The organism is Cupriavidus pauculus (assembly GCF_008693385.1).
Classification (GTDB): Bacteria; Pseudomonadota; Gammaproteobacteria; order Burkholderiales; family Burkholderiaceae; genus Cupriavidus; species Cupriavidus pauculus_D.
This window is the reverse complement of the sequence record NZ_CP044065.1, coordinates 1,861,414-1,881,200: the sequence shown is the minus strand read 5'-3', so window position 1 is coordinate 1,881,200 and position 19,787 is coordinate 1,861,414. Positions and strand designations below refer to the sequence as shown.

At 68.1% G+C, this 19,787-nt stretch carries 19 protein-coding genes; 13 read left to right on the top strand and 6 right to left on the bottom strand.

What is annotated here, in order from left to right; all coding sequences use genetic code 11:
* Window positions 1-23: 23 nt before the first annotated feature.
* From FOB72_RS08605 to FOB72_RS08585, 5 genes are read left to right on the top strand one after another with little or no spacing between them, the layout of a single operon-like run.
* Window positions 24-1,217: an acyl-CoA dehydrogenase family protein gene (locus FOB72_RS08605; protein WP_150372139.1), complete on the top strand. Its 1,194-nt coding sequence runs from the start codon at window positions 24-26 to the stop codon at window positions 1,215-1,217.
* Window positions 1,210-2,265, top strand: coding sequence for a phosphotransferase (locus tag FOB72_RS08600; RefSeq protein WP_150372138.1), 1,056 nt, complete (start codon window positions 1,210-1,212; stop codon window positions 2,263-2,265). Before FOB72_RS08605 ends, FOB72_RS08600 begins: the two co-directional genes overlap by 8 nt.
* 35 nt (window positions 2,266-2,300) lie before the next feature.
* Entirely contained in the window at window positions 2,301-2,999 is a 699-nt protein-coding gene (locus FOB72_RS08595) for a CoA transferase subunit A (protein WP_150372137.1), read from the top strand.
* A gap of 15 nt (window positions 3,000-3,014) precedes the next feature.
* Entirely contained in the window at window positions 3,015-3,659 is a 645-nt protein-coding gene (locus FOB72_RS08590; protein WP_150372136.1) for a 3-oxoacid CoA-transferase subunit B, read from the top strand.
* A gap of 26 nt (window positions 3,660-3,685) precedes the next feature.
* On the top strand, window positions 3,686-4,594 hold the full coding sequence (locus FOB72_RS08585; RefSeq protein ID WP_150372135.1) for an IclR family transcriptional regulator: 909 nt from the start codon (window positions 3,686-3,688) through the stop codon (window positions 4,592-4,594).
* Here FOB72_RS08585 and FOB72_RS08580 read toward each other — a convergent pair.
* The 3 genes from FOB72_RS08580 to FOB72_RS08570 are packed head-to-tail and all read right to left on the bottom strand — an operon-like array spanning window position 4,489 to window position 7,234.
* Window positions 4,489-4,854 (bottom strand): hypothetical protein, encoded by a 366-nt coding sequence (locus FOB72_RS08580; protein WP_150372134.1) that lies wholly within the window; start codon window positions 4,852-4,854, stop codon window positions 4,489-4,491. The genes FOB72_RS08585 and FOB72_RS08580 overlap by 106 nt on opposite strands.
* 12 nt (window positions 4,855-4,866) lie before the next feature.
* The gene (locus FOB72_RS08575; RefSeq protein ID WP_150372133.1) at window positions 4,867-6,222 is read right to left on the bottom strand and encodes an acyclic terpene utilization AtuA family protein; all 1,356 of its coding nucleotides are present in this window, start codon (window positions 6,220-6,222) and stop codon (window positions 4,867-4,869) included.
* A 40-nt stretch (window positions 6,223-6,262) separates the two neighbouring features.
* Window positions 6,263-7,234 (bottom strand): Bug family tripartite tricarboxylate transporter substrate binding protein, encoded by a 972-nt coding sequence (locus tag FOB72_RS08570; protein ID WP_223851270.1) that lies wholly within the window; start codon window positions 7,232-7,234, stop codon window positions 6,263-6,265.
* Window positions 7,235-7,438: 204 nt separating this feature from the next.
* Between FOB72_RS08570 and FOB72_RS08565 the strand changes: the two genes are divergently transcribed.
* The 8 genes from FOB72_RS08565 (at window position 7,439) to FOB72_RS08530 (ending at window position 17,110) form a co-directional block, all read left to right on the top strand.
* Window positions 7,439-9,028, top strand: coding sequence for a hypothetical protein (locus FOB72_RS08565; protein WP_150372132.1), 1,590 nt, complete (start codon window positions 7,439-7,441; stop codon window positions 9,026-9,028).
* Between the two features lie 117 nt (window positions 9,029-9,145).
* Entirely contained in the window at window positions 9,146-10,369 is a 1,224-nt protein-coding gene (locus tag FOB72_RS08560; protein WP_150372131.1) for a cytochrome P450, read from the top strand.
* A gap of 179 nt (window positions 10,370-10,548) precedes the next feature.
* Window positions 10,549-12,861, top strand: a complete 2,313-nt coding sequence (locus tag FOB72_RS08555) for an FdhF/YdeP family oxidoreductase (protein ID WP_150372130.1) — start codon at window positions 10,549-10,551, stop codon at window positions 12,859-12,861.
* A gap of 133 nt (window positions 12,862-12,994) precedes the next feature.
* Window positions 12,995-13,864 carry a formate dehydrogenase accessory sulfurtransferase FdhD gene (gene fdhD / locus FOB72_RS08550; protein ID WP_150372129.1) on the top strand — a complete coding sequence of 290 codons (870 nt, stop codon included), beginning with the start codon at window positions 12,995-12,997 and terminating at the stop codon, window positions 13,862-13,864.
* A 15-nt stretch (window positions 13,865-13,879) separates the two neighbouring features.
* Window positions 13,880-14,383, top strand: coding sequence for a molybdenum cofactor biosynthesis protein B (gene moaB / locus FOB72_RS08545; protein WP_150372128.1), 504 nt, complete (start codon window positions 13,880-13,882; stop codon window positions 14,381-14,383).
* A gap of 9 nt (window positions 14,384-14,392) precedes the next feature.
* Window positions 14,393-15,274, top strand: a complete 882-nt coding sequence (locus FOB72_RS08540) for a molybdopterin-binding protein (protein WP_150372127.1) — start codon at window positions 14,393-14,395, stop codon at window positions 15,272-15,274.
* 58 nt (window positions 15,275-15,332) lie between these two features.
* Complete coding sequence (locus FOB72_RS08535; RefSeq protein ID WP_150373810.1) at window positions 15,333-16,778, top strand: PLP-dependent aminotransferase family protein; 1,446 nt, start codon at window positions 15,333-15,335, stop codon at window positions 16,776-16,778.
* A 20-nt stretch (window positions 16,779-16,798) separates the two neighbouring features.
* Window positions 16,799-17,110, top strand: coding sequence for an ArsR family transcriptional regulator (locus tag FOB72_RS08530; protein WP_150372126.1), 312 nt, complete (start codon window positions 16,799-16,801; stop codon window positions 17,108-17,110).
* A gap of 160 nt (window positions 17,111-17,270) precedes the next feature.
* On the opposite strand, the gene FOB72_RS08525 is transcribed toward FOB72_RS08530, so the two are convergent.
* The 3 genes from FOB72_RS08525 to wrbA are packed head-to-tail and all read right to left on the bottom strand — an operon-like array spanning window position 17,271 to window position 19,714.
* The gene (locus FOB72_RS08525; RefSeq protein ID WP_150372125.1) at window positions 17,271-18,704 is read right to left on the bottom strand and encodes an FAD-binding oxidoreductase; all 1,434 of its coding nucleotides are present in this window, start codon (window positions 18,702-18,704) and stop codon (window positions 17,271-17,273) included.
* An 18-nt stretch (window positions 18,705-18,722) separates the two neighbouring features.
* Window positions 18,723-19,115 carry a DUF2069 domain-containing protein gene (locus tag FOB72_RS08520; RefSeq protein WP_150372124.1) on the bottom strand — a complete coding sequence of 131 codons (393 nt, stop codon included), beginning with the start codon at window positions 19,113-19,115 and terminating at the stop codon, window positions 18,723-18,725.
* Window positions 19,112-19,714 carry an NAD(P)H:quinone oxidoreductase gene (wrbA, locus tag FOB72_RS08515; protein ID WP_150372123.1) on the bottom strand — a complete coding sequence of 201 codons (603 nt, stop codon included), beginning with the start codon at window positions 19,712-19,714 and terminating at the stop codon, window positions 19,112-19,114. Before wrbA ends, FOB72_RS08520 begins: the two co-directional genes overlap by 4 nt.
* Window positions 19,715-19,787: the final 73 nt, after the last annotated feature.

The following is a 19,787-nucleotide window of genomic DNA, read 5'->3' as shown; positions in this document are numbered from 1 at the left end:
ACGCATCGACATCAAGGATTTCCATGTTTACGCCGTGTCCCACCGATAGAAGCCGCGAGATCGCGGACCGCGTCGAGCGCTTCGTGCGCGATGTGGTCGTGCCGTACGAGCAGGACCCGCGCGCCGCATCGCACGGCCCCTCGGCCGAGCTGGTCGAGGAGCTCCGCGCGAAGGCGCGCGCCGCGGGCGTGATGACGCCCCATATCCTGCCCGACGGTTCGCACCTGACGCAGCGCGAGACGGCCGCGGTGCTCAAGCGCTCGGGCCTGTCGCCGCTCGGCCCCGTGGCCGTCAACACGATGGCGCCCGACGAGGGCAACATGTTCCTGATCGGCAAGGTCGGCACCGCCGCGCAGAAAGCGCGCTTTCTCGCGCCGCTGGTCAGCGGCGAGGCCCGCTCGGCCTTCTTCATGACCGAGCCGGCCGAGGAGGGCGGCGCGGGCTCGGACCCGTCGATGCTCCAGACCCGCGCGGTGCAGGATGGCAACGAGTGGGTGATCCGCGGCCGCAAGAAGTTCATTACGGGCGCGGAAGGCGCGAAGGTCGGCATCGTGATGGCGCGCACCGGCGACGGCGAACGCGCGCAGGCCACGATGTTCCTCGTGGATCTGCCGCACCCGGCCATCCGCCTGGAACGCGTGCTCGATACGATCGACAGCTCGATGCCCGGCGGCCATGCGCAGCTGCTGATCGACGACCTGCGCGTGCCGGCGGACCAGGTGCTCGGCGAAGCCCACGAAGGCTTCCGCTACGCGCAGGTGCGGCTCTCGCCCGCGCGGCTCTCGCACTGCATGCGCTGGTTCGGCACGGTGGCGCGCGCGGACGAGATCGCCCGCGCCTATGCGACCACGCGCAAGGCCTTCGGCAAGCTGCTGATCGACCACGAGGGCGTGGGCTTCATGCTGGCGGAGAACCTCATCGACCTGCAGCAGGCCGCGCTGATGATCGACTGGTGCGCGGGCGTGCTCGACGACGGGTCTTCGGCGACCACCGAGAGCTCGATGGCGAAGGTAGCCGTATCGGAGGCGCTGTTCCGCGTGGCCGACCGCTGCGTGCAGATCCTCGGCGGCAACGGCGTGTCGCGCGACACGATCGTCGAGCAGGCCTTCCGCGAACTGCGCGCGTTCCGCATCTACGACGGCCCCACCGAGGTCCACAAATGGTCGCTGGCCAAGAAGATCAAGCGCGACACGCTGGAGGGCGCGCATCATGGCTGAGCGCGGCGGCGGCACCGTCGCCGTGCGCGCGCAGCATCGCATCGACGAAGCGGCGCTGCGGCGCTGGATGGAAGAGAACGTGGCCGGGTTTGCGGGCCCGATGCGGATCGACCAGTTCAGCGGCGGCCAGTCGAATCCCACGTACCGGCTGCGCACGCCGGAGGCACACTATGTGTTGCGGCGCAAGCCGCCCGGCGAGCTCGTCAAGGGCGCGCATGCGGTGGAGCGCGAAGCGCGCGTGATGGCGGCACTGGGCCAGACGGGATTCCCGGTGCCGGCCGTGCATGGCCTGTGTACCGACGATACGGTCATCGGCAGCTGGTTCTTCGTGATGGACATGGTCGATGGCCGCATCTTCTGGGATGCGAGCTTCCCCGAGGTGCCCGTTGCCGAACGCGCCGCCTATCTGGACGCCATGAACGCGACGCTGGCCGCGCTCCACGGTATCGACTACGCGTCCATCGGACTCGGCGACTACGGCCGGCCCGGTGGCTATGTCGCGCGGCAGATCGAGCGCTGGTCGAAGCAGTACCTTGCCGATGAACTGGCCGGGCGGCACCCGGCGATGGACCGGCTGGTCGATTGGCTGCCCGCGCATCTGCCGGCGTCGGACGCGACGGCGATCACGCACGGCGACTTCCGCGTGGACAACATGATCTTTCACCCGACCGAGCCGCGCGTGATCGCGGTGCTCGACTGGGAACTGTCCACCCTGGGCGATCCGCTGGCCGACTTTGCCTACCACGCGATGATGTACCGCATGCCGCGCGACATTCTCGGCGGCATCGCCGGGCTCGATCTTGCCGCGACGGGCTTGCCCGACGAAGCCGACTACGTGGCCGCCTACTGCGCGCGTACCGGGCGCGACGGCATCGCCGACCTCGACTTCTACGTCGCCTTCAATATGTTCCGCTTCGCGGCGATCCTGCACGGCATCAGGGGCCGCGCCGCGCGGGGCACGGCGGCCAGCGCCGACGCGCAGGCGATGGGCGAGCGCTTTGCGCGCGTGGCCGAACTGGCATGGGAGCAGACCGCCAGCATGCGATAGCCAGAACAAGACAACGCATTTCAGGAGACAAGAACATGAACAAGATCTACGGCTCCGCATCGGCGGCGCTGGAAGGCGTCGTGCACGACGGACAGACGATTGCGGTCGGTGGCTTCGGGCTATGCGGGATTCCGGAAGCGCTGATCGACGCGCTGCGCGACAGCGGTGTGCAGAACCTGACCGCGATCTCGAACAACGCGGGCGTGGACGGCTTCGGGCTCGGCAAGCTGCTGGAGACGCGCCAGATCCGCAAGATGATCGCGAGCTACGTCGGCGAGAACAAGGAGTTCGAACGCCAGTACCTGGCCGGCGAACTCGAGCTCGAGTTCACGCCGCAGGGCACGCTGGCCGAGAAGCTGCGCGCGGGCGGGGCCGGCATTCCGGCCTTCTTCACGAAGACGGGCGTCGGCACGATGGTGGCCGAGGGCAAGGAGGTGCGCGAGTTCGACGGCAGCCAGTACGTGATGGAGCGTTCGCTGGTGCCCGACGTCGCGCTGATCAAGGCCGATGTGGCCGACCACGCCGGGAATCTGCGCTTCCGCTATACCGCGCGCAACTTCAATCCGGCCGCGGCCATGGCCGGCAAGCTTTGCATCGTCGAGGTGGAGCGGCTCGTGGAGACCGGCGCGATCGCGCCCGACGATATCCATCTGCCGGGCATCTACGTGCATCGCATCGTCGTCAACGCCCATCCCGAGAAACGCATCGAGAAGCGCACCACGCGCCCCGCCTGAGCAGGAGACACCGATATGCCATGGACGCATGAACAGATGGCCGCGCGCGCGGCCGCGGAACTGCAGGACGGCTTCTACGTGAACCTCGGCATCGGGCTGCCGACGCTCGTCGCCAACCATGTGCCGGCCGATATCGACGTCTGGCTGCAGGCGGAAAACGGCATGCTCGGCATCGGGCCGTATCCGACCGAAGACGAGGTCGATGCGGACCTGATCAACGCGGGCAAGCAGACCGTGACGACCGTGTGCGGCACGTCGATCGTCAGCAGCGACCAGGCGTTTGCCATGGTACGCGGCGGCAAGATCAACCTGAGCATCCTGGGCGCGATGCAGGTCAGCGAACGCGGGGACCTGGCCAACTGGATGATCCCGGGCAAGATGGTCAAGGGCATGGGCGGCGCGATGGACCTCGTGGCCGGCGTCGCGCGCGTGGTCGTGCTCATGGAACACGTGGCGCGGCGCAAAGACGGCGGCTTCGACCTCAAGATCCTGCCGCAGTGCACGCTGCCGCTGACGGGCGTGAACGTGGTCAGCCGCATCATCACGGACCTTGCCGTCATCGACGTGACGCCGGATGGACTGCGCGTCATCGAACTCGCACCCGATGTCACGCCGGGCCGTTTGCAGGAACTGACGGGCGCGGCGCTGCAATTCGCCTAGCACCGGTTCCATCGACGGAGGCCACCATGGCATCGCGTCCTTCCCCGGTCCAGCGCGCGCTTTCGGTACTGCGCGCGCTGTCCGACCCCGAGGTCCGCCGCATGAGCGACGTGGCGCGCGCGACCGGTCTCGACCCGGCCACGGCGTCGCGGCTGCTCGACATGCTCGTGCAGGAAGGGTTTGCCACACGCGACGATCGGCGTCGCTACGGCATCGGCCCCGAGATCTTCCAGCTCGCCGATGTGGCCCAGCGGCGCGTCGATCTGCGGCAGCTCGCGCGGCCCGCGTTGCAACGCCTTGTCGAGGCATTCGAGGACACGGCCGTGCTCACGGAAGCGAGCCACGGAGAGGCCGTGTGCTCGGACCTCGAACCGGGGACGCATCCCGTGCATGCGCACTACGTCACGGTCGGCACGCGACGGCCCCTCGGCGTCGGGGCGGGCAGTCTGGCGGTGCTCGCGTGGCTGCCCGCCGTGGAACGCGCGCGGCGGCTGCAGCAGACCGCGCGCAAGCTCGTCAACTACCCGCGGCTCACGGTGGCGGCGATCGATGGCGAAATCGACGCCGCGCATGCGCGCGGGCACGTGATGTTCCTCGACTGGGTCATCGACGGCATGGGCGGCATCGCGGTGCCGATCCTCGACCACGAGGGGCACCCGATCGGCGCGCTGAGCGTGGCCGGGCTGAGCACGCGGCTACGCGCCCGCGAGGCCACGCTCGCGCGCCGCCTCCGACAGGAAGCGAGCCAGATCGCGACCGCGTGGACCCGTGCATCGACGGGCCCGGGGGCCGGGACCTCCGCACGGACGCTCGCGTCGGCCGGCGAGCCTCAGTGCGCATCCCCGCGCGCGCCGGGCCCGCGCAGCAACGGCGCCAGCGCCTCGGGAATCTCTACCTCGAAACGCAGCACCGCGCTGGCCAGTGCCTTGCCGTAATTGTCGATGGCCAGGCTGCGCGATACGCCGCCGCCCAGCGCACCCTCGGCCACGAAGTTGAGCACCTGCAGGCCATCGACATCGTGGCGCGTCACGTCGCCGGCGATCAGCGTGCCGTAGTGCGCCTTGAACGCGGCGGCCGTCAGCTGCGCCTTGAGGTGGGGGTAGAACTCGGGCGCGTAGGCGATGACGGCCGTGTTCGAGGTATTGCCCTTGTCGCCGGAGCGGGTATGCGCCACGCGGCGCAGCGGAACACGCATCGGAGTCTCCTTTCAGACGAACTGCACGTGGGAAGCGACAAGCGTGCGCGGCACCAGCGCCGACCATACGCCGATGATCTCGCGCGTGCGGTCCTGATGCGGCACGCGCTTGCCTGTGGACGCCAGCCCGCAGACGGCCATGCTGTCGATCTCGCGGCCCACCTTGGCGGCTTCTTCGCGTGTGCGCGTGCGCGCGGCCACGCGCACGGCAATCTCGTTGGGTTCGCAGGCCGGCACCGGGGACGCCGCGCCATGCACGGCGTTGACGCCGAGAAAGTCGATGCGCAGTTCCTCCGCGTCGAGCTTCGCCAGCGCAAAACGTTCGGCGAGGATGGTCTTCGCCAGTTCGGCCTTGCCGAGGCAACCGGGCCCCGCATAGAAGAACATGTCCTCGCCGATATGGCCTTCCGTGCAGCCGAGCGAGACCTTGAGCGTATCGGTGCGCGGCTGGCCGCTCACGCCGCTCAGCCGCACGCGATCGGGCCCGGCCTGCTCGAGCCGCGCCGTGGAGAAATCGACGATGACATCGGGCGTGATATAGCGGCGCGGGTCATGCACCTCGTAGAACATCTGCTCCTTGACGGTCTCGAGATCGATACGGCCGCCCGTGCCGTCCACCTTGCCGATGATGGCGGTGCCATCGGCCTCGACCTCGGCGATCGGGAACGCGAGGTTCCACGGCTCGGGCACATCCTTGTAGCCGGGGTCGCCGAAGTAGCCGCCCGTCACCTGCGCACCGCACTCGAGCAGATGGCCGATCGCGCTGCCGCTGGCCAGCCGCGCGACATCGTCGGCCGCCCATCCGAAATGGTGGATCATCGGCGCGAGAAACAGCGACGGGTCGGCCACGCGGCCCGTGATGACGATCTGCGCGCCGGCGCGCAATGCCTCGACGATCGGTGCCGCGCCTTCATAGGGCTCCGCGCTGATCAGCGTGTCCTTGAGCGTGGCGACGGGCTTGCCGCTCTCCAGCAGCGTCAGGTCGAGTTCGCAGATCGTCTTTGTCAGGTCGGTCGTCGTCACCGCGGCGATCTTCACGCCGGGCAGGCCGAGTTCCTCGCACAGCGCGGCCACGCGCCGGGCCGCGCCGAGCGGGTGGATCCATCCCTGGTTGCTGACGATGCGCGTGCCATGGGCGATGCAGTGCGGCAGCACCGCGCGCATGCGTTCGTCGAGGTAGGTGTCGTAGCCGGCGAAGGTCGGGTCGCGGCGCTTGCGGACCTGCGCGGCGGAGACGGTCGCCTCGGCCATCGTTTCGAAGCACAGGTAGTCGAGCCGGCCGAGGCGCGCGGACAGCGCCGCGGGTTCGACGCGATCGCCCCACCAGCCGGAGCCGGAGCCGATGCGCAGCGTTCTGGGTTGGGTCATGATGGTCTGCCTGGTTGATATCGACGGGCGACGGCGATGGCTATTGCGCCACGATGCCGGCGGTGCGGATCACGCGCGACCACTTCTCGGTATCGCCGCCGATCTGCTTCGCGAACGCGGCCGAGCCTTCGCCGCCGGGCTCCGCGCCGAGCTCCTCGATGCGCCGCTTGACCTCGGGCATCGCGAGCACCTTATCCACCGCCTGCTGGAGCTGCCGCACGCGCTCGGGCGGCGTGCCCGCGGGCACGAGCAGGCCGAACCACGAATTCACCTCGTAGCCGGGCAGGCCCGATTCGCGCACGGTGGGCACCGATGGCAGCACGGATGCACGCTTCGTGCCCGTGACGGCCAGCGCCTTGACCTTTCCGGCCTGGATCTGCGCGAGCGCGGACGGCAGGTTGTCGAACATCAGGTTGACCTGCCCCGCGAGCAAGTCCGTCATTGCGGGCGCCGCGCCCTTGTACGGCACGTGCTGCATGCGCGTGCCCGCCATCATGTTCAGCAGTTCGCCGGAGAGGTGAGGCGAGCCGCCGGTGCTCGTCGAGGCATAGTTGATCTTGCCCGGTTCGCGCCTGGCCAGCGCGATCAGTTCGCCGATCGAATGCGCGTCGAGCGTGCTGTTGATCAGCAGCACGTTGGGCGAGTTCGCGACCAGCGTGACCGGCGTGAAATCCTTTGCGCTGTCGTACGGCATGCGCGCGTAGATGAACTGGTTGGTCACCTGCGTGCCGAGCGTGCCCATCAGCAGCGTGTAGCCGTCGGGCGTGCTGCGCGCCACCGCTTCCGCGCCGATATTGCCGCCCGCGCCGGGGCGGTTGTCGACGACGATCGACTGGCCGAGGACTTCGCCGGTCTTTTGCGCGACGAGCCGCGCGAGGATGTCGGTGGTGCCGCCGGGCGTGAATGGCACGACGAGGCGCAGCGGCTTCGAGGGGAACGTTTCGGCGGCGCCGGCGGGCAGGGCGCTCAGCGTGGCGGCGAACATGGCGCACGCGAAAGGCAGGAATTTCATCGGGCTGTCTCCGGAGTGGTTTCGTAGCGAAACTCTGTGCGGCACATGGTAGGAAGGGCCCGGAAACCCCGTCAAACAAAAGCCCGATATTTTCATTGGATGAAAATCCAACAGCGGGCTGGGCGGGGCTTTGACGCTTGGCGGCGGCCGGCGCTATGCTGCTCGCGCGTTCAAAACACCAACAACAATTCAGGGTCAAACAACATGACGGGCTATTTCCGCCGGCACTGGCGCGGCGAGTACTCGCTGCCGGTGTCTTACTGGCTCAACGGCAACCTCCCGGCGGTACTGCTGATCGCGCTGGCGCCGCTGCAGGACTGGCTCGCCAACGGCAGCGTGCCGTTGCGCATCGGCGCCGCGATCTGCGTGGCGATGCTCGTGGCGACGGCGTTGCTGTGGGGCTGGGCGCTGACGGGCATCTGGCGGTCGGCGCGGGGCTATCGGGCGCGCGGCGGGTCGCGCGTGTGGACATGGCTGGCGCGTGGATCGGTGGCGTTGAGCGCCGTGTCGCTTGGCTATCTGGCGGTGACGTCGATGGTGCCTGTCGGGCGCGAGTTCGCCTATATCGCGCTCGGCAACGACCCGCTGGGCGAGGTTCGGGTGGAGGCGTCGCCCGATGGGCGCGACATCCTGCTGACGGGCATGCTGCGCGAAGGCGTGACCGCGCGCGTGAGGGCGGTGCTGGCCGCGACGCCGAATGCGAGGATGCTGCGGCTCGATTCGCGCGGTGGCCGGCTCGTGGAGGGCGAGATGCTCGCGCGGCTCGTACGCGAACGCGGGCTCGATACGCATGTGGATGCGCGCTGCAGCAGCGCGTGCACGTTCGTCTTTCTCGCGGGGCAGGATCGCACGGCTTCGCCGGAAGCGCGCATCGGCTTTCATCTGCCCGCGGTGCCGGGCACGTACGCACCCGCGCAGCATCTGGCCTCGGAGCGGATGATCGCCACCTATCGCGCGGCGGGGTTGCCCGAGGCGTTTATCGCGCGCGTGGCGGCGACGCCTAACCGGTCGGCGTGGTATCCGACGCGGGAGGAACTGATCGACGCGCATGTGATCACGCGTGCGGGATTGCTGGGGGCGTCGACGCCTGTGTCGCCGGGAGCGGCGTCGAGGGATCCATCGACGGACCCAGCGGCGGTCCCAGCGGCGGACCCATCGACGGCAGCGCCAAAGACCGCGCTCGCCGACGCGCTCGCCGCCGACGCCCTCGTGCAAGCCTACGAATCCCGCTTCCCCGGCTCGCTGCCCGCGCTCACGGACAAAAGCTGGGCCACGATGGCGGGCGGTGGCACCGACGCCGACGTCATGGCCGCGGCGCGCGCCTTTATCCGCGTCTCCCTGCCACCCCTGCTCGGCGCGGCCGACGGCGCGCTGCTCGACCGGTATATGGACATGCACCTCGCCCAGTTGTCCGCCGCGCGCGGCATGGGCGGCGCGGCGTGCGACGCGCTGATCGACGGCAGTATCCGCACCGCCGCCATGCTGCCCCCCGCGCTCGTGGAAGAGGAACGCGCGACGATGATCGCGCTGCTGACCCCGGCGCCCCCGCGCAACACCCAGGCACGCGCCAACCGTCACGAGGCCGACGCGATGATCGCCACCGCCGTGCGCCTGCTGCCCGTGGAACACGCGCGCATACTCCACAACCCCGAGCTCTACGCGAGGCAGCCGGGCAAGGTCTGCGAGGCTACGCTGTCCTTCTACCGGCTCGTCCGCTCGCTGCCCGACGCGCAGCGCCAGAGGACCGAACGCGCGCTGTTCGCGCGTTCCGCCTCCGGCATGGCCTTCGAATGAAGGCCTTTGACCCGCAAACGCGTCGTATTTGAAAACACGGGCCCCCATCGCTCCCTAGAATTCCCCCCCAAAGGAGGATAGCCCCGCGACGTACTGGCGCGCGGGGCGGCCCGTGAGATGAAACTGAGCGATCTGTCGACCCCCGAGTTCTTCGAGAATCCGTACCCGCTGTACGCGCAGCTGCACAACGGCGATGCGCTGCACTATCTGGCACCCAATCTGGCCATGACCGCGAACTTCTCGCTGATCGAAGCGATGTTCGCGGACCGGCGGCTCGGCAAGGCCCTGCTCGCCGGCGTGCGCGCGCGCTATGGCGAGACAGGCCCCGAACAGCCCGTGTTCCAGGCATTGAGCCGCATGTTCCTGTTCATGAATCCGCCCGTGCACACGCGGCTGCGCGCGCTCGCCACCAAGGCCTTCAGCGGCCGCAATATCGATTCCCTTCGCAACGTCTCGCAGGCCGCGTCCGATCAACTGATCGATGCGCTCCCCGCGGAAGGCGAGTTCGACCTCATGCGGGATCTCGCCACCCCGTTGCCCGTGGCCATCATCTGCCGCCTGCTCGACCTGCCCGTGGAAGACGGCCTGCGTCTCGGCGCGGCCACGGCCGCCGTCAGCATGGCGCTCGATGTGGCGCCGCTGGGACCGGACACGCTCGCCCGCGCCAATGCCGCCGCCGAGGAGCTGGAGGCGTACTTCCGCACCGTGGTCGAGGCGCGCCGCAAGGCCCCGGGCACGGACCTCGTTTCGGCATTCGTCACGGCCGAGGTCGATGGCGACCGGCTCAGCGACGACGAGGTGATCTCGCAGATTCTGCTGCTGTTCGCGGCGGGGCACGAGACCACATCGAACATGATCGGCAACGCGCTGCTCGCGCTGTTCCGGCATCCCGACCAGCTCGCAAAGCTCAAGGCGGACCTGTCGCTGATGCCGCAGGCCATCGCCGAATGCCTGCGCTACGACGCATCGGTGCAGGCGATGACGCGCGCCGCGCTGGAGGACGCGACCATCGAGGGCGTGACAATTCCGCGCGGGACGGTGGTGTTCATGATGATCGGCGCCGCCAACCGCGATCCGGCGCGTTTCGCCCATCCGGACCGGCTCGATATCACGCGTACCGATGCCGGCAAGCAGATCGCGTTCGGCGGCGGTATCCACTATTGCCTGGGCGCGCGGCTGGCCCAGCTGGAAATGGAAGTGGCGCTGACCACGCTTTTGCGCCGCGTGCCCCATTTGACGCTGACCGACACCGTGCACCCCCAATGGCGCCGTCAGGGCAATATCCGCGGGCTCCAGGTGCTGCCGGCAGCGCGCGAGCCGGTGGTCCAACTCGGTGCATGAGTACAGTTAGGCTAAATATGTGTACTTTCGCGCATATATGAGCGTGCATTGCACAACTGTACTCCTTCCATCCGGTACAGTCTGTGTGCTCCCCGCACCCCTCCAGTCCCATAGGCTACCCCTCATGTCGCGGGGCCGAATCGAGCTCCGCGCGGAGTCCGAGGAAGTCGCCCCCCGTTATGAGCAACACCCCAGAAAAGGGCCATGTGGCCCCCTACACGCACCCGGCCGGCGGCTGGGGTGCCCTCAAGTACGTCGCCATCAATCTGGTCAAGGAAAAGGTGGCCGGCGGCAAATACAAGCTGCTGTTCAAGCAAAACCAGCCGGACGGTTTCGACTGCCCCGGCTGTGCCTGGCCCGATCGCCAGCACGCCTCGACGTTCGAATTCTGCGAAAACGGCGTCAAGGCCGTGGCCGCGGAGGCGACCAGCAAGCGCGTCACGCCAGCCTTCTTCGCCCAGCACAAGGTCACTGATCTGCTGAAGCAATCGGACTACGAGCTCGAGCAGCATGGCCGGCTCACGCATCCGATGGTCTACGACAAGCAGACCGACAAGTACGTGCCGATAGCATGGAACGACGCGTTCCAGCTGATCGCGCGTCATCTGCGCAAGCTGCCGAACCCCGACGCCGCCACGTTTTACACGTCGGGCCGCGCGAGCAACGAGGCCGCCTTCCTGTTCCAGCTGTTCGTGCGCATGTACGGTACGAACAATTTCCCCGACTGCTCGAACATGTGCCACGAGGCCACGAGCCGTGGCCTGCCGGTGACGGTGGGCGTGGGCAAGGCCACGGTGCTGCTGGACGACTTCGAGCACGCCGACACGATCATGATCTTCGGCCAGAACCCGGCGACCAACCACCCGCGCATGCTCGGCGAGCTGCGCGAGGCGGCGCGCCGCGGCACGACCATCGTGTCGATCAATCCGCTGAAGGAACGTGGCCTGCAACGCTTTGCAAGCCCGCAGCACCCGAGCGAAATGCTCACGGGTTCCAGCACGCAGATCGCATCGATGTTCGTCACGCCGAAGCTGGCCGGTGACTTCGCGCTGATCAAGGGCCTGGGCAAGCGCGTCGTGGAACTCGACGACGCGGCCATCGCGGCCGGCGCCCCGCGTGTCATCGACGTCGATTTCATCGAGACCCATACGTCCGGCTTCGACGCGTTCATCGAAGACCTGCGCGCCGAGAGCTGGGCCGATATCGTGGCCGAGTCGGGCGTGCCCCGCGAGGACATCGACGCGCTGGCGGACGTGTACGTCAAGAGCCCGCGCGTCATCTCGTGCTGGGGCATGGGCATCACCCAACACAAGAACTCGGTCCGCACGATCCAGATGCTGTCCAACGTGATGATGCTGCGCGGCAATATCGGCCGCCCCGGCGCGGGCCTGATGCCCGTGCGCGGTCACTCGAACGTGCAGGGCGATCGCACCGTCGGCATCGAGGAACAGCCGAGCGAGGAGTTCCTCGACCGGCTGGGCGAGGTGTTCCAGTTCGAGCCGCCGCGCCACCATGGCCAGGACGTCGTGGGCGCCATCCAGGCGATGCTCGACGGCCGCACGAAGGTCTTTATCGGCCTGGGCGGCAACTTCGCGATGGCCACGCCGGACACGCCGCGCACGTGGCAAGCGCTGCGCAACTGCGACCTCGTGGTCAATATCGCGACCAAGCTGAACCGCAGCCATCTGATCATGGATGGGGACGCGCTGATCCTGCCGACGATGGGCCGGACCGAGATCGACCTGCAGGACGGCGTGCCGCAGGGCGTGACCGTCGAGGACTCGGTCTGCATGGTCCATATGTCGTACGGCATGAACAAGCCCGCGTCGCCGGACCTGATGTCCGAGACCGCGATCGTCGCGGGCATGGCCGCGGCCACGCTCGGCTCGGACAAGGTCGACTGGAAGTGGTATGCGAGCGATTACAGCCGCATCCGCGATGCCATCGAGAAGGTGATTCCGGGCTTCGAGGATTACAACGCGCGTGTGGCGAAGCCGGGCGGCTTCCACCTGACGCCCGCCTCGCGCAACCGCATCTGGCGCACCGAGTCGGGCAAGGCCACGTTCCTCGTGCATGCGATCGACAAGGACACGCCGATCAAGCGCGCGCGCGAGAAGTACGGCGAGGACCTGATGGTCATGATGACCACGCGTTCGCACGACCAGTACAACACGACGATCTACGGCCTCGACGACCGCTATCGCGGCGTGTTCGGGCTGCGCCGCGTGGTGTTCATCAATGCGGCCGACCGCGAGCGCCTGGGCTTTGCCGCGGGCGAGCGCGTCGATATCACGTCCGTGTGGGACGATGGCATCGAACGCCATGCGCAGGACTTCCTGCTCGTGGACTACGACATTCCCGCCGGTTGCCTGGGCGCGTACTACCCGGAAACCAACCCGCTGGTGCCGCTGGAAAGCATCGGCGACCGTTCCGGCACCCCGACCTCCAAGTCGATTCCCGTGCTGCTGCGCCGGGCCGCGCTGCAGGCCTGACGCGCTCGGGTCCGCCCGATGTCAGGCCGATGTCCGCCCGATGCTGTCATCGGGCGGCGGCCGCGCAACTGTACGCCTCTCCCCGGTCAAGGTCGGATACCATGGATCCATGCCTTCTGCATGCGAGAACCCGATGACGTCCACCGAACCGTCCCCTCCAGTCTCCGTTTCCCCGCCAGATTTCGACGCCTCGTCGGGCGAGCGGCCCGGCTTCGTCGAGCGCGGCATCGTCCGCCACAAGGCCGGCGTGGCCACCGAGGGCGAGGACAACGTGGCCGAGGAAGTTCCGGTCGCGCTGGTCTACAACGATATTTCCCATGCCGTCATGATGGCGACGCCGCGCGACCTCGAGGCGTTCGCGATCGGCTTCTCGCTGACCGAAGGCATCGTCGATAGCGCGTCCGAGATCTACGAGGTCGAAGTCGTCGAAGGCTGCGACAGCTTCGAAGTCCAGATGCGGATCAGCCAGCGCGCGTTCATGGCCATGAAGGAGCACCGCCGCGCCATGGCCGGCCGCACGGGCTGCGGTGTCTGCGGCATCGAGAGCATCGAGCTGCTGGACCTGCAGCCGGTGCCGATTGCCGCGCCGCGCGCGGTGCTGGAACCCACGCGCGACATGATCGAACGCGCCGCGGCGGAACTGCCCGCCTGGCAGACGCTGATGCGCGCCACGGGCGGCGTGCATGCGGCCGCGTGGTGCGGTGCCGATGGCTCGGTGCGCTACGTCTTCGAGGACGTGGGGCGCCATAACGGGCTGGACAAGCTGATCGGCCATCTGGCCAGCGCGCGCGTGCCGCTCGACGACGGCTTCGTGTTCCTGTCCAGCCGCGCGAGCTACGAGCTCGTGCGCAAGGCCGCGCGCATGAACATCCAGCTGGTGGCCACGATCTCGGCGCCGACGTCGCTGGCCATCCGCATCGCCGAGATGGCGGGCGTGCGCCTGCTCAGTTTCTGCCGCAAGGACGGCTACGTCGAATACACGCGCGCGCCAGGCGGGCGCTGACACAGGAGTTCCATCATGGCCCTCGATCATCGCCTTTCGCTGGCCTGCGCGGTCCTCACCGTCAGCGACAAGCGCACAGCCGATAACGACACGTCGGGCGACCTGCTCGCGCGGCTGCTGGCCGAGGACGGCCACCGCTGCGTGCGGCGCGCGATCGTGCCGGACAACCGCTATCAGATCCGCCGCGTGCTCAGCGACTGGATCGTCGCGGACGATATCCAGATCATCCTCACCAACGGCGGCACGGGCTTTCACGAGAGGAACGCGCTGCCGGAAGCCGTGCGGCCGCTGTTCGATCGCGAGATCGACGGCTTTGGCGAACTGTTTCGCTCGCTGTCGTACCAGACCGTCGGCGGCTCCGCGATGCAGTCGCGCGCGCTGGCGGGCACGGCCAACGGCCGCATCGTCTTCTGCGTGCCGGGCTCGGAGGATTCGTGCCTGACCGCGTGGAACGGCCTGCTGCGCGCGCAGCTGGACAGCCGCACGCGGCCCTGCAATTTCGCCTCCGGTTTCCGCTAGGAGCGTGCGATGCTGAAGTTCGATGAAGCCCAGGCCCGCTTTGCCGCGAGCGTGGCGCCCGTGCGCGAGTCCGAACAAGTCTGGCTCGAACTCGCGGCCGGCCGCGTGCTCGCGGACGACCTCGTTTCCCGGACCGGCGAACCGCTGCCCGGTGCGGGCACGTTGCTGCAGCCCGGCCATATCGCCGCGCTGGCCGCGCAGGGGTATGTCGAGGTGCCCGTGTACCGGCTGATCGAGGTTGCGTTGCTGCGCGTGGGCGAGGCGCCCACCGAGCACGCGCCCGACGCCAACGGGCCGATGCTCGAGGCGCTGGTCCACTCGCTCGGCGCCGTGGTGCGCCGGCGCGGCCACGTCGCCGAGGATGGGGCCCGTCTGCACGACGCGCTGGTCGATCTGGTCGAAGAAGGCGAGTGCGACGTGGTGTTCGTCAGCGGCGCCCCGCAGCGGTTTGCCGCGGCGCTGGTCGCCGCCGGTGGCGAGCTGCTGTGCCGGCAGGTCGATATGAACCCCGGCCGCGCTGTCCTGCTGGGACGGCTGCGCGACCGTCCGCTGGTCTGCCTGCCCGCCGACGCGGCCGCCGCCTATGTGACGTTCGTCCTGCTGGTCACGCCGATGCTGCGCCGCATGCAGGGCCGCGCGTCGATCTATCCGCCCGTCAGCCGGGTGGCGCCCGGTTTTGCCGTGCCGCAGCATGGCGAGGGCGATGCGTTCTGGCGCGTCGAGCGCGCCACGGCCGCCGATGGCACCGATTGGGTGCGCGCCGATACCCGGCCGGATGGCTCCCTCGCGACGCTCGGCGATGCGTCGGGCCTGGTCCGCATCGCTCCGCATATGTCCGAGAGGACACAAGTCCGCGTTCCGTATTACGATCTCAGCCGTTGGCTGTGCTGAGGCACCCCATGGGGGTGACGGCTGGCCGTCATTGACTCAGTGGAAAGGCTGGCAGGCGGTGAACCTATACGAGAAGCTTGCGACGGACATCGAGGCGCTGGTGCAGCAGGGCGTGCTGTTGCCCGGGGAGCGGATTCCGTCGGTACGGCAGGCCAGCCAGCATCATCGGCTCAGCATCACGACCGTCATCCGCGCCTACGTGCTGCTGGAGAGCCGGGGGATCATCGAGAGCCGTCCGCAATCGGGCTATTTCGTGCGCGCGCGGCGCGAGGAGCCACCCGTCGAGCTGCGGCCGTCGCGGCCCGATCCGCGGCCGTCGGCCGTGGATGTGAGCGGCATGGTGCTGTCCACGCTGCGTTCGATCCGGTCGGACGAGGCCATCGCGCTCGGGTCGCCGTATCCCGATCCCACGCTGTTTCCATGGCAGCGCATCAACCAGTACGCCAACAATATCGGGCGCCGCTACGCGACGTGGAGCGTGCTCGACGATCTGCCGCCGGGCCAGCCGCAGCTGATTCGCCAGATCACGCGGCGGTATCTGGAGAACGGCTATACGGTCGATCCCAACGAGATCATCATCACCATCGGCGCGACCGAGGCGATCAACCTGTGCCTGCAGGCGGTGGCCAAGCCCGGCGATGCCATCGCCGTGGAGTCGCCGACCTACTACGCGATGCTGCACGCGATCGAGCGGCTGGGCATGCGCGCGGTGGAGGTGCCGACCGATCCCGTGGAGGGCATGGACCTGCCGTCGCTGATGCGGCTCATCGACGAGCGGAACATCAAGGCATGCATGGTCATGCCGAATTTCCAGAATCCGCTCGGTTTCCAGATGCCCGACGAGCGCAAGCGGCAGCTCGTGGCGCTGCTCACCGAGCGCGATATTCCGGTCATCGAGAACGACGTCTATGGCGAGCTCTATTACGGCGATGCGCACCCGACTTCGCTGAAGGCCTACGATACGAAGGGCATCGTGCTGCATTGCGCGTCGTTCTCGAAGACGCTGACCAATGCGTGGCGCATCGGCTGGGCGCTGCCGGGGCGGTACCGCGAGACCGTGGAGCGCCTCAAGTTCCTGAACACGCTGACCACGCCCGCCATTCCGCAACTGGCCATTGCCGAGTTCCTCAAGAACGACGGCTATGACTTCCACCTGCGACGCGTGCGCAAGGCCTATGCGCAGCAGGCCGACATCATGGCCGCCGCGGTGCGGCGCTTCTTCCCGCCCGGCACCAGCACGTCGCGGCCCACGGGGGGCTATGTGATGTGGGTGCAGCTACCCGAGGGCGTGGATGCGATGGTGTTGTATCACGCGGCATTGGAGCGCAAGATCACGGTGGCGCCGGGGCATATGTTCTCGGCGGTACCGACCTATACGAACTGCATCCGGCTCAATTACAGCGCGGCCTGGACGCCCGAGATCGAGGCGGCCGTGGTGACGCTGGGCAAGCTTGTGGCATCGCAGCAGGCGCGCACGGGGCCGGTGCAGGAGATGTCCGGATAACCCAGAGCGGAGACAACAACATGGAAGACCAGACCCCGGCAGAAGAGACTGGCGCGGAGGACATGGACCCGGCGGTCGCCGGTATCCTCCAGGTGCTATGGACGGCCAGCCAGGAGACGGACGGCAAACGCTGGTCGCTGGCGCGCATCAGCAAGCGCGCGGGCGTACAGATGAGCGTCCTGCGCCGCGTGCTGACCCAGCTCGAGCAACTCGAGCTGGCGGAGACGACGATGGACGAGGAAGGACGCGGCACCGCGCACCTGACGGAGGAGGGGGAGGCGTTATGCGCCGAACTGTTCGACGGCCAGGCCTCGCAGCTGACGCGGCATTGAGACCCTCGCGATTGAGGGTTTGCTCCCCTCTCCCCCTTGGGGGAGAGGGGCCGGGGGAGAGGGGGAGAGAACTGATTGTTTTAGGTTTGCTCCCCTCTCCCCAGGGGAGAGGGGCCGGGGGTGAGGGCGCCTTTGGGCCGGGTGAGCGCGCGCAGCGGGCTCAGACCACCTTCCCCGGATTCATCAGTCCCCGCGGATCGAACGTCTGCTTGATCGCGCGCATGAGGGCAAGCTCCACCCCGCTCTTGTAGCGCGCATTCTCCCCAAGCTTGAGCTGCCCGAGCCCGTGCTCGGCCGAGATCGAGCCGTTGAAGCGGTGCACGCTGTCGTGCACGATCCGGTTCACCGTGTCCTGGTTCGCCAGGAACGCATCGTGGTCCCCGCCCTCGGGCGGCGACACGTTGTAGTGCAGGTTGCCATCGCCGAGATGCCCGAACGTGACCATGCGCGCGCCCGGAAACACGGTCTGCAGCAAATCGTCCGTGGTCTCGATGAACTCCGCCACCCGCGAGATCGGCACCGCGATATCGTGCTTGATGTTCTTGCCTTCCTCGACCTGCGCCAGCGGAATATGCTCGCGCAGGTTCCAGAAATCGCGTGACTGCTGCACGGACTCCGCCACCACCGCATCGATCACCACACCCGCGTCGAACGCGGCAGTCATCATCGTCTCGAAGATCGCGCGCGCATGTTCCTCGCTCTCGCTATCGGAGAGCTCCAGCAGCACGAGCTGCGGATACGCCTGCGCGAACGGATAGCGCAGCTGCGGATAATGCCGCGTGACCAGCGTCATGCAGAGCTCGGACATCAGTTCGAAGCCCGTCAGCATGGAACCCGCATGCGATTGCGCGATGGAGAGCAGCGCGAGCGCGTCGCGCGGACTCTGGAGCGCGGCCAGCGCCGTCACGCGCGCGCGCGGCGCCGGATAGAGCTTCATGACCGCAGCGGTAATGATCCCGAGCGTGCCCTCGGCCCCGATGAACAGATCGCGCAGGTCGTACCCCGTATTGTCCTTGCGCAATCCCCGCAGCCCATCCCAGATCTCGCCCGTGGCCGTGACCACCTCGAGCCCGAGGCACAGGTCGCGCGTATTGCCATAGCGGAGCACGCCCGTGCCGCCGGCATTCGTCGACAGATTCCCGCCGATCGTGCAGCTGCCTTCGGCCGCCAGACTCAGCGGAAACAGCCGGTCGTGCTCGCGCGCCGCGTCCTGCAACTGCTGCAGGATCACGCCCGCTTCCACGGTCACCGTGTTGTTGAGCGGATCTACTTGCCGCACGCGGTTGAGCCGCTGCAGCGACAGCACGACCACGCCGTTCGCGGCCGCTTCGCCAGCCGCCGGCGTGGCGCCGCCACAAAGGCCGGTATTGCCGCCCTGCGGCACGATCGCCATGCCATGCGCATGACAGGCATGCACGACCGCGGCCACCTCCTGCGTGCTGCCGGGCCGCAGGACGGCCAGCGCATCGCCGGTGTAGCGGCGGCGCCAGTCGGTGAGGAAGGGGGCCTTGTCCTCGGTCTCGGTCAATACATGCTGCGGACCGATGGCGGCGCGGCAGAGGTCGAGGAACGAATCGGGTTTGGCGGCGGGCATCGGGCGGTTGTCTCCGGCTTATCGTTTGTCGGGTCGCGCTGCGCGGGCGCGTTTCTTGTACGGGCGCAGATAAAAGATCGTGCTGAAGAAGAACACCAGCGTCAGCGCCACCTCGACGATCGCCAGCGTCGCCGACGGTCCGCGATCGCTGGTCGCGCGCACCACGCCTTCGGTGAAGTACAGCAGGATCAGCATCGACGACCACTGCAGCGTATACCGGTTGCGCGCGATCACGCCGCGCAGCACGGGCAACAGGAACACGACCTTGAGGATCAGCCACGAGCCGCCTGGCCGCAGCGGCGCGAGAAACCACTCCCACGCGATGCAGAGCACCATCAGCGCGATCAGGCTCCACAGGCTCGCGCGATGCAGCGCGGCGTTGTGGAGCGCGCCATCGGTCGCGGCGGTCATGCCGAGGCTCCCGCGAGCCGCAACGCGGTCTGCGCCAGCCGCTTGCCCATCGCGCGGGCGAGCGCGGCCTCCTGTTCGGTCACCGGCCCCCGGTTATCGACATGCGCATGATGGCTGGGCCCATAAGGCGTGCCGCCGGCCGTCGTCGTCATGAGCCCGGGCTCGGCGTAGGGCAGGCCCATCACGAGCATGCCGTGGTGGAACAGCGGCAGCATCATCGAGAGCAGGGTCGTTTCCTGTCCGCCGTGCAGGCTCCCCGTGGACGTGAACACGCAGGCGGGCTTGCCGGACAGCGCGCCCGACAGCCATTGCGAGACCGTGCCGTCGAGGAAATATTTCATCGGCGCGGCCATATTGCCGAAGCGCGTCGGGCTGCCGAGCGCCAGTCCCGCGCATTCCTCGAGGTCGCGCAGTTCGACGTAGGGCGCGCCTTCGTCGGGGATATCGGACGCGGTGGCCTCGCAGACCGTGGAGACCGGGGGCACCGTGCGCAGGCGCGCCTGGGCGCCCGGTACGCTGTCGATGCCGTTGGCGATCAGTTCGGCGAGCTTGCGGGTGCTGCCATGACGGCTATAGAACAGGACCAGAATGTCGGACATGGAGGCTCGGGCGGCGATAGGGGCTTTCAACAATGCGCGTATTATAGTTGCGTGCTTCTTTCCACCCATTTCA

Coding starts and splice junctions, on each gene's coding strand:
- FOB72_RS08605 (WP_150372139.1), top strand. CDS start 24: ATGTTTACGCCGTGTCCCACCGATAGAAGCCGCGAGATCGCGGACCGC.
- FOB72_RS08600 (WP_150372138.1), top strand. CDS start 1,210: ATGGCTGAGCGCGGCGGCGGCACCGTCGCCGTGCGCGCGCAGCATCGC.
- FOB72_RS08595 (WP_150372137.1), top strand. CDS start 2,301: ATGAACAAGATCTACGGCTCCGCATCGGCGGCGCTGGAAGGCGTCGTG.
- FOB72_RS08590 (WP_150372136.1), top strand. CDS start 3,015: ATGCCATGGACGCATGAACAGATGGCCGCGCGCGCGGCCGCGGAACTG.
- FOB72_RS08585 (WP_150372135.1), top strand. CDS start 3,686: ATGGCATCGCGTCCTTCCCCGGTCCAGCGCGCGCTTTCGGTACTGCGC.
- FOB72_RS08580 (WP_150372134.1), bottom strand. CDS start 4,854: ATGCGTGTTCCGCTGCGCCGCGTGGCGCATACCCGCTCCGGCGACAAG.
- FOB72_RS08575 (WP_150372133.1), bottom strand. CDS start 6,222: ATGACCCAACCCAGAACGCTGCGCATCGGCTCCGGCTCCGGCTGGTGG.
- FOB72_RS08570 (WP_223851270.1), bottom strand. CDS start 7,234: ATGAAATTCCTGCCTTTCGCGTGCGCCATGTTCGCCGCCACGCTGAGC.
- FOB72_RS08565 (WP_150372132.1), top strand. CDS start 7,439: ATGACGGGCTATTTCCGCCGGCACTGGCGCGGCGAGTACTCGCTGCCG.
- FOB72_RS08560 (WP_150372131.1), top strand. CDS start 9,146: ATGAAACTGAGCGATCTGTCGACCCCCGAGTTCTTCGAGAATCCGTAC.
- FOB72_RS08555 (WP_150372130.1), top strand. CDS start 10,549: ATGAGCAACACCCCAGAAAAGGGCCATGTGGCCCCCTACACGCACCCG.
- fdhD (WP_150372129.1), top strand. CDS start 12,995: ATGACGTCCACCGAACCGTCCCCTCCAGTCTCCGTTTCCCCGCCAGAT.
- moaB (WP_150372128.1), top strand. CDS start 13,880: ATGGCCCTCGATCATCGCCTTTCGCTGGCCTGCGCGGTCCTCACCGTC.
- FOB72_RS08540 (WP_150372127.1), top strand. CDS start 14,393: ATGCTGAAGTTCGATGAAGCCCAGGCCCGCTTTGCCGCGAGCGTGGCG.
- FOB72_RS08530 (WP_150372126.1), top strand. CDS start 16,799: ATGGAAGACCAGACCCCGGCAGAAGAGACTGGCGCGGAGGACATGGAC.
- FOB72_RS08525 (WP_150372125.1), bottom strand. CDS start 18,704: ATGCCCGCCGCCAAACCCGATTCGTTCCTCGACCTCTGCCGCGCCGCC.
- FOB72_RS08520 (WP_150372124.1), bottom strand. CDS start 19,115: ATGACCGCCGCGACCGATGGCGCGCTCCACAACGCCGCGCTGCATCGC.
- wrbA (WP_150372123.1), bottom strand. CDS start 19,714: ATGTCCGACATTCTGGTCCTGTTCTATAGCCGTCATGGCAGCACCCGC.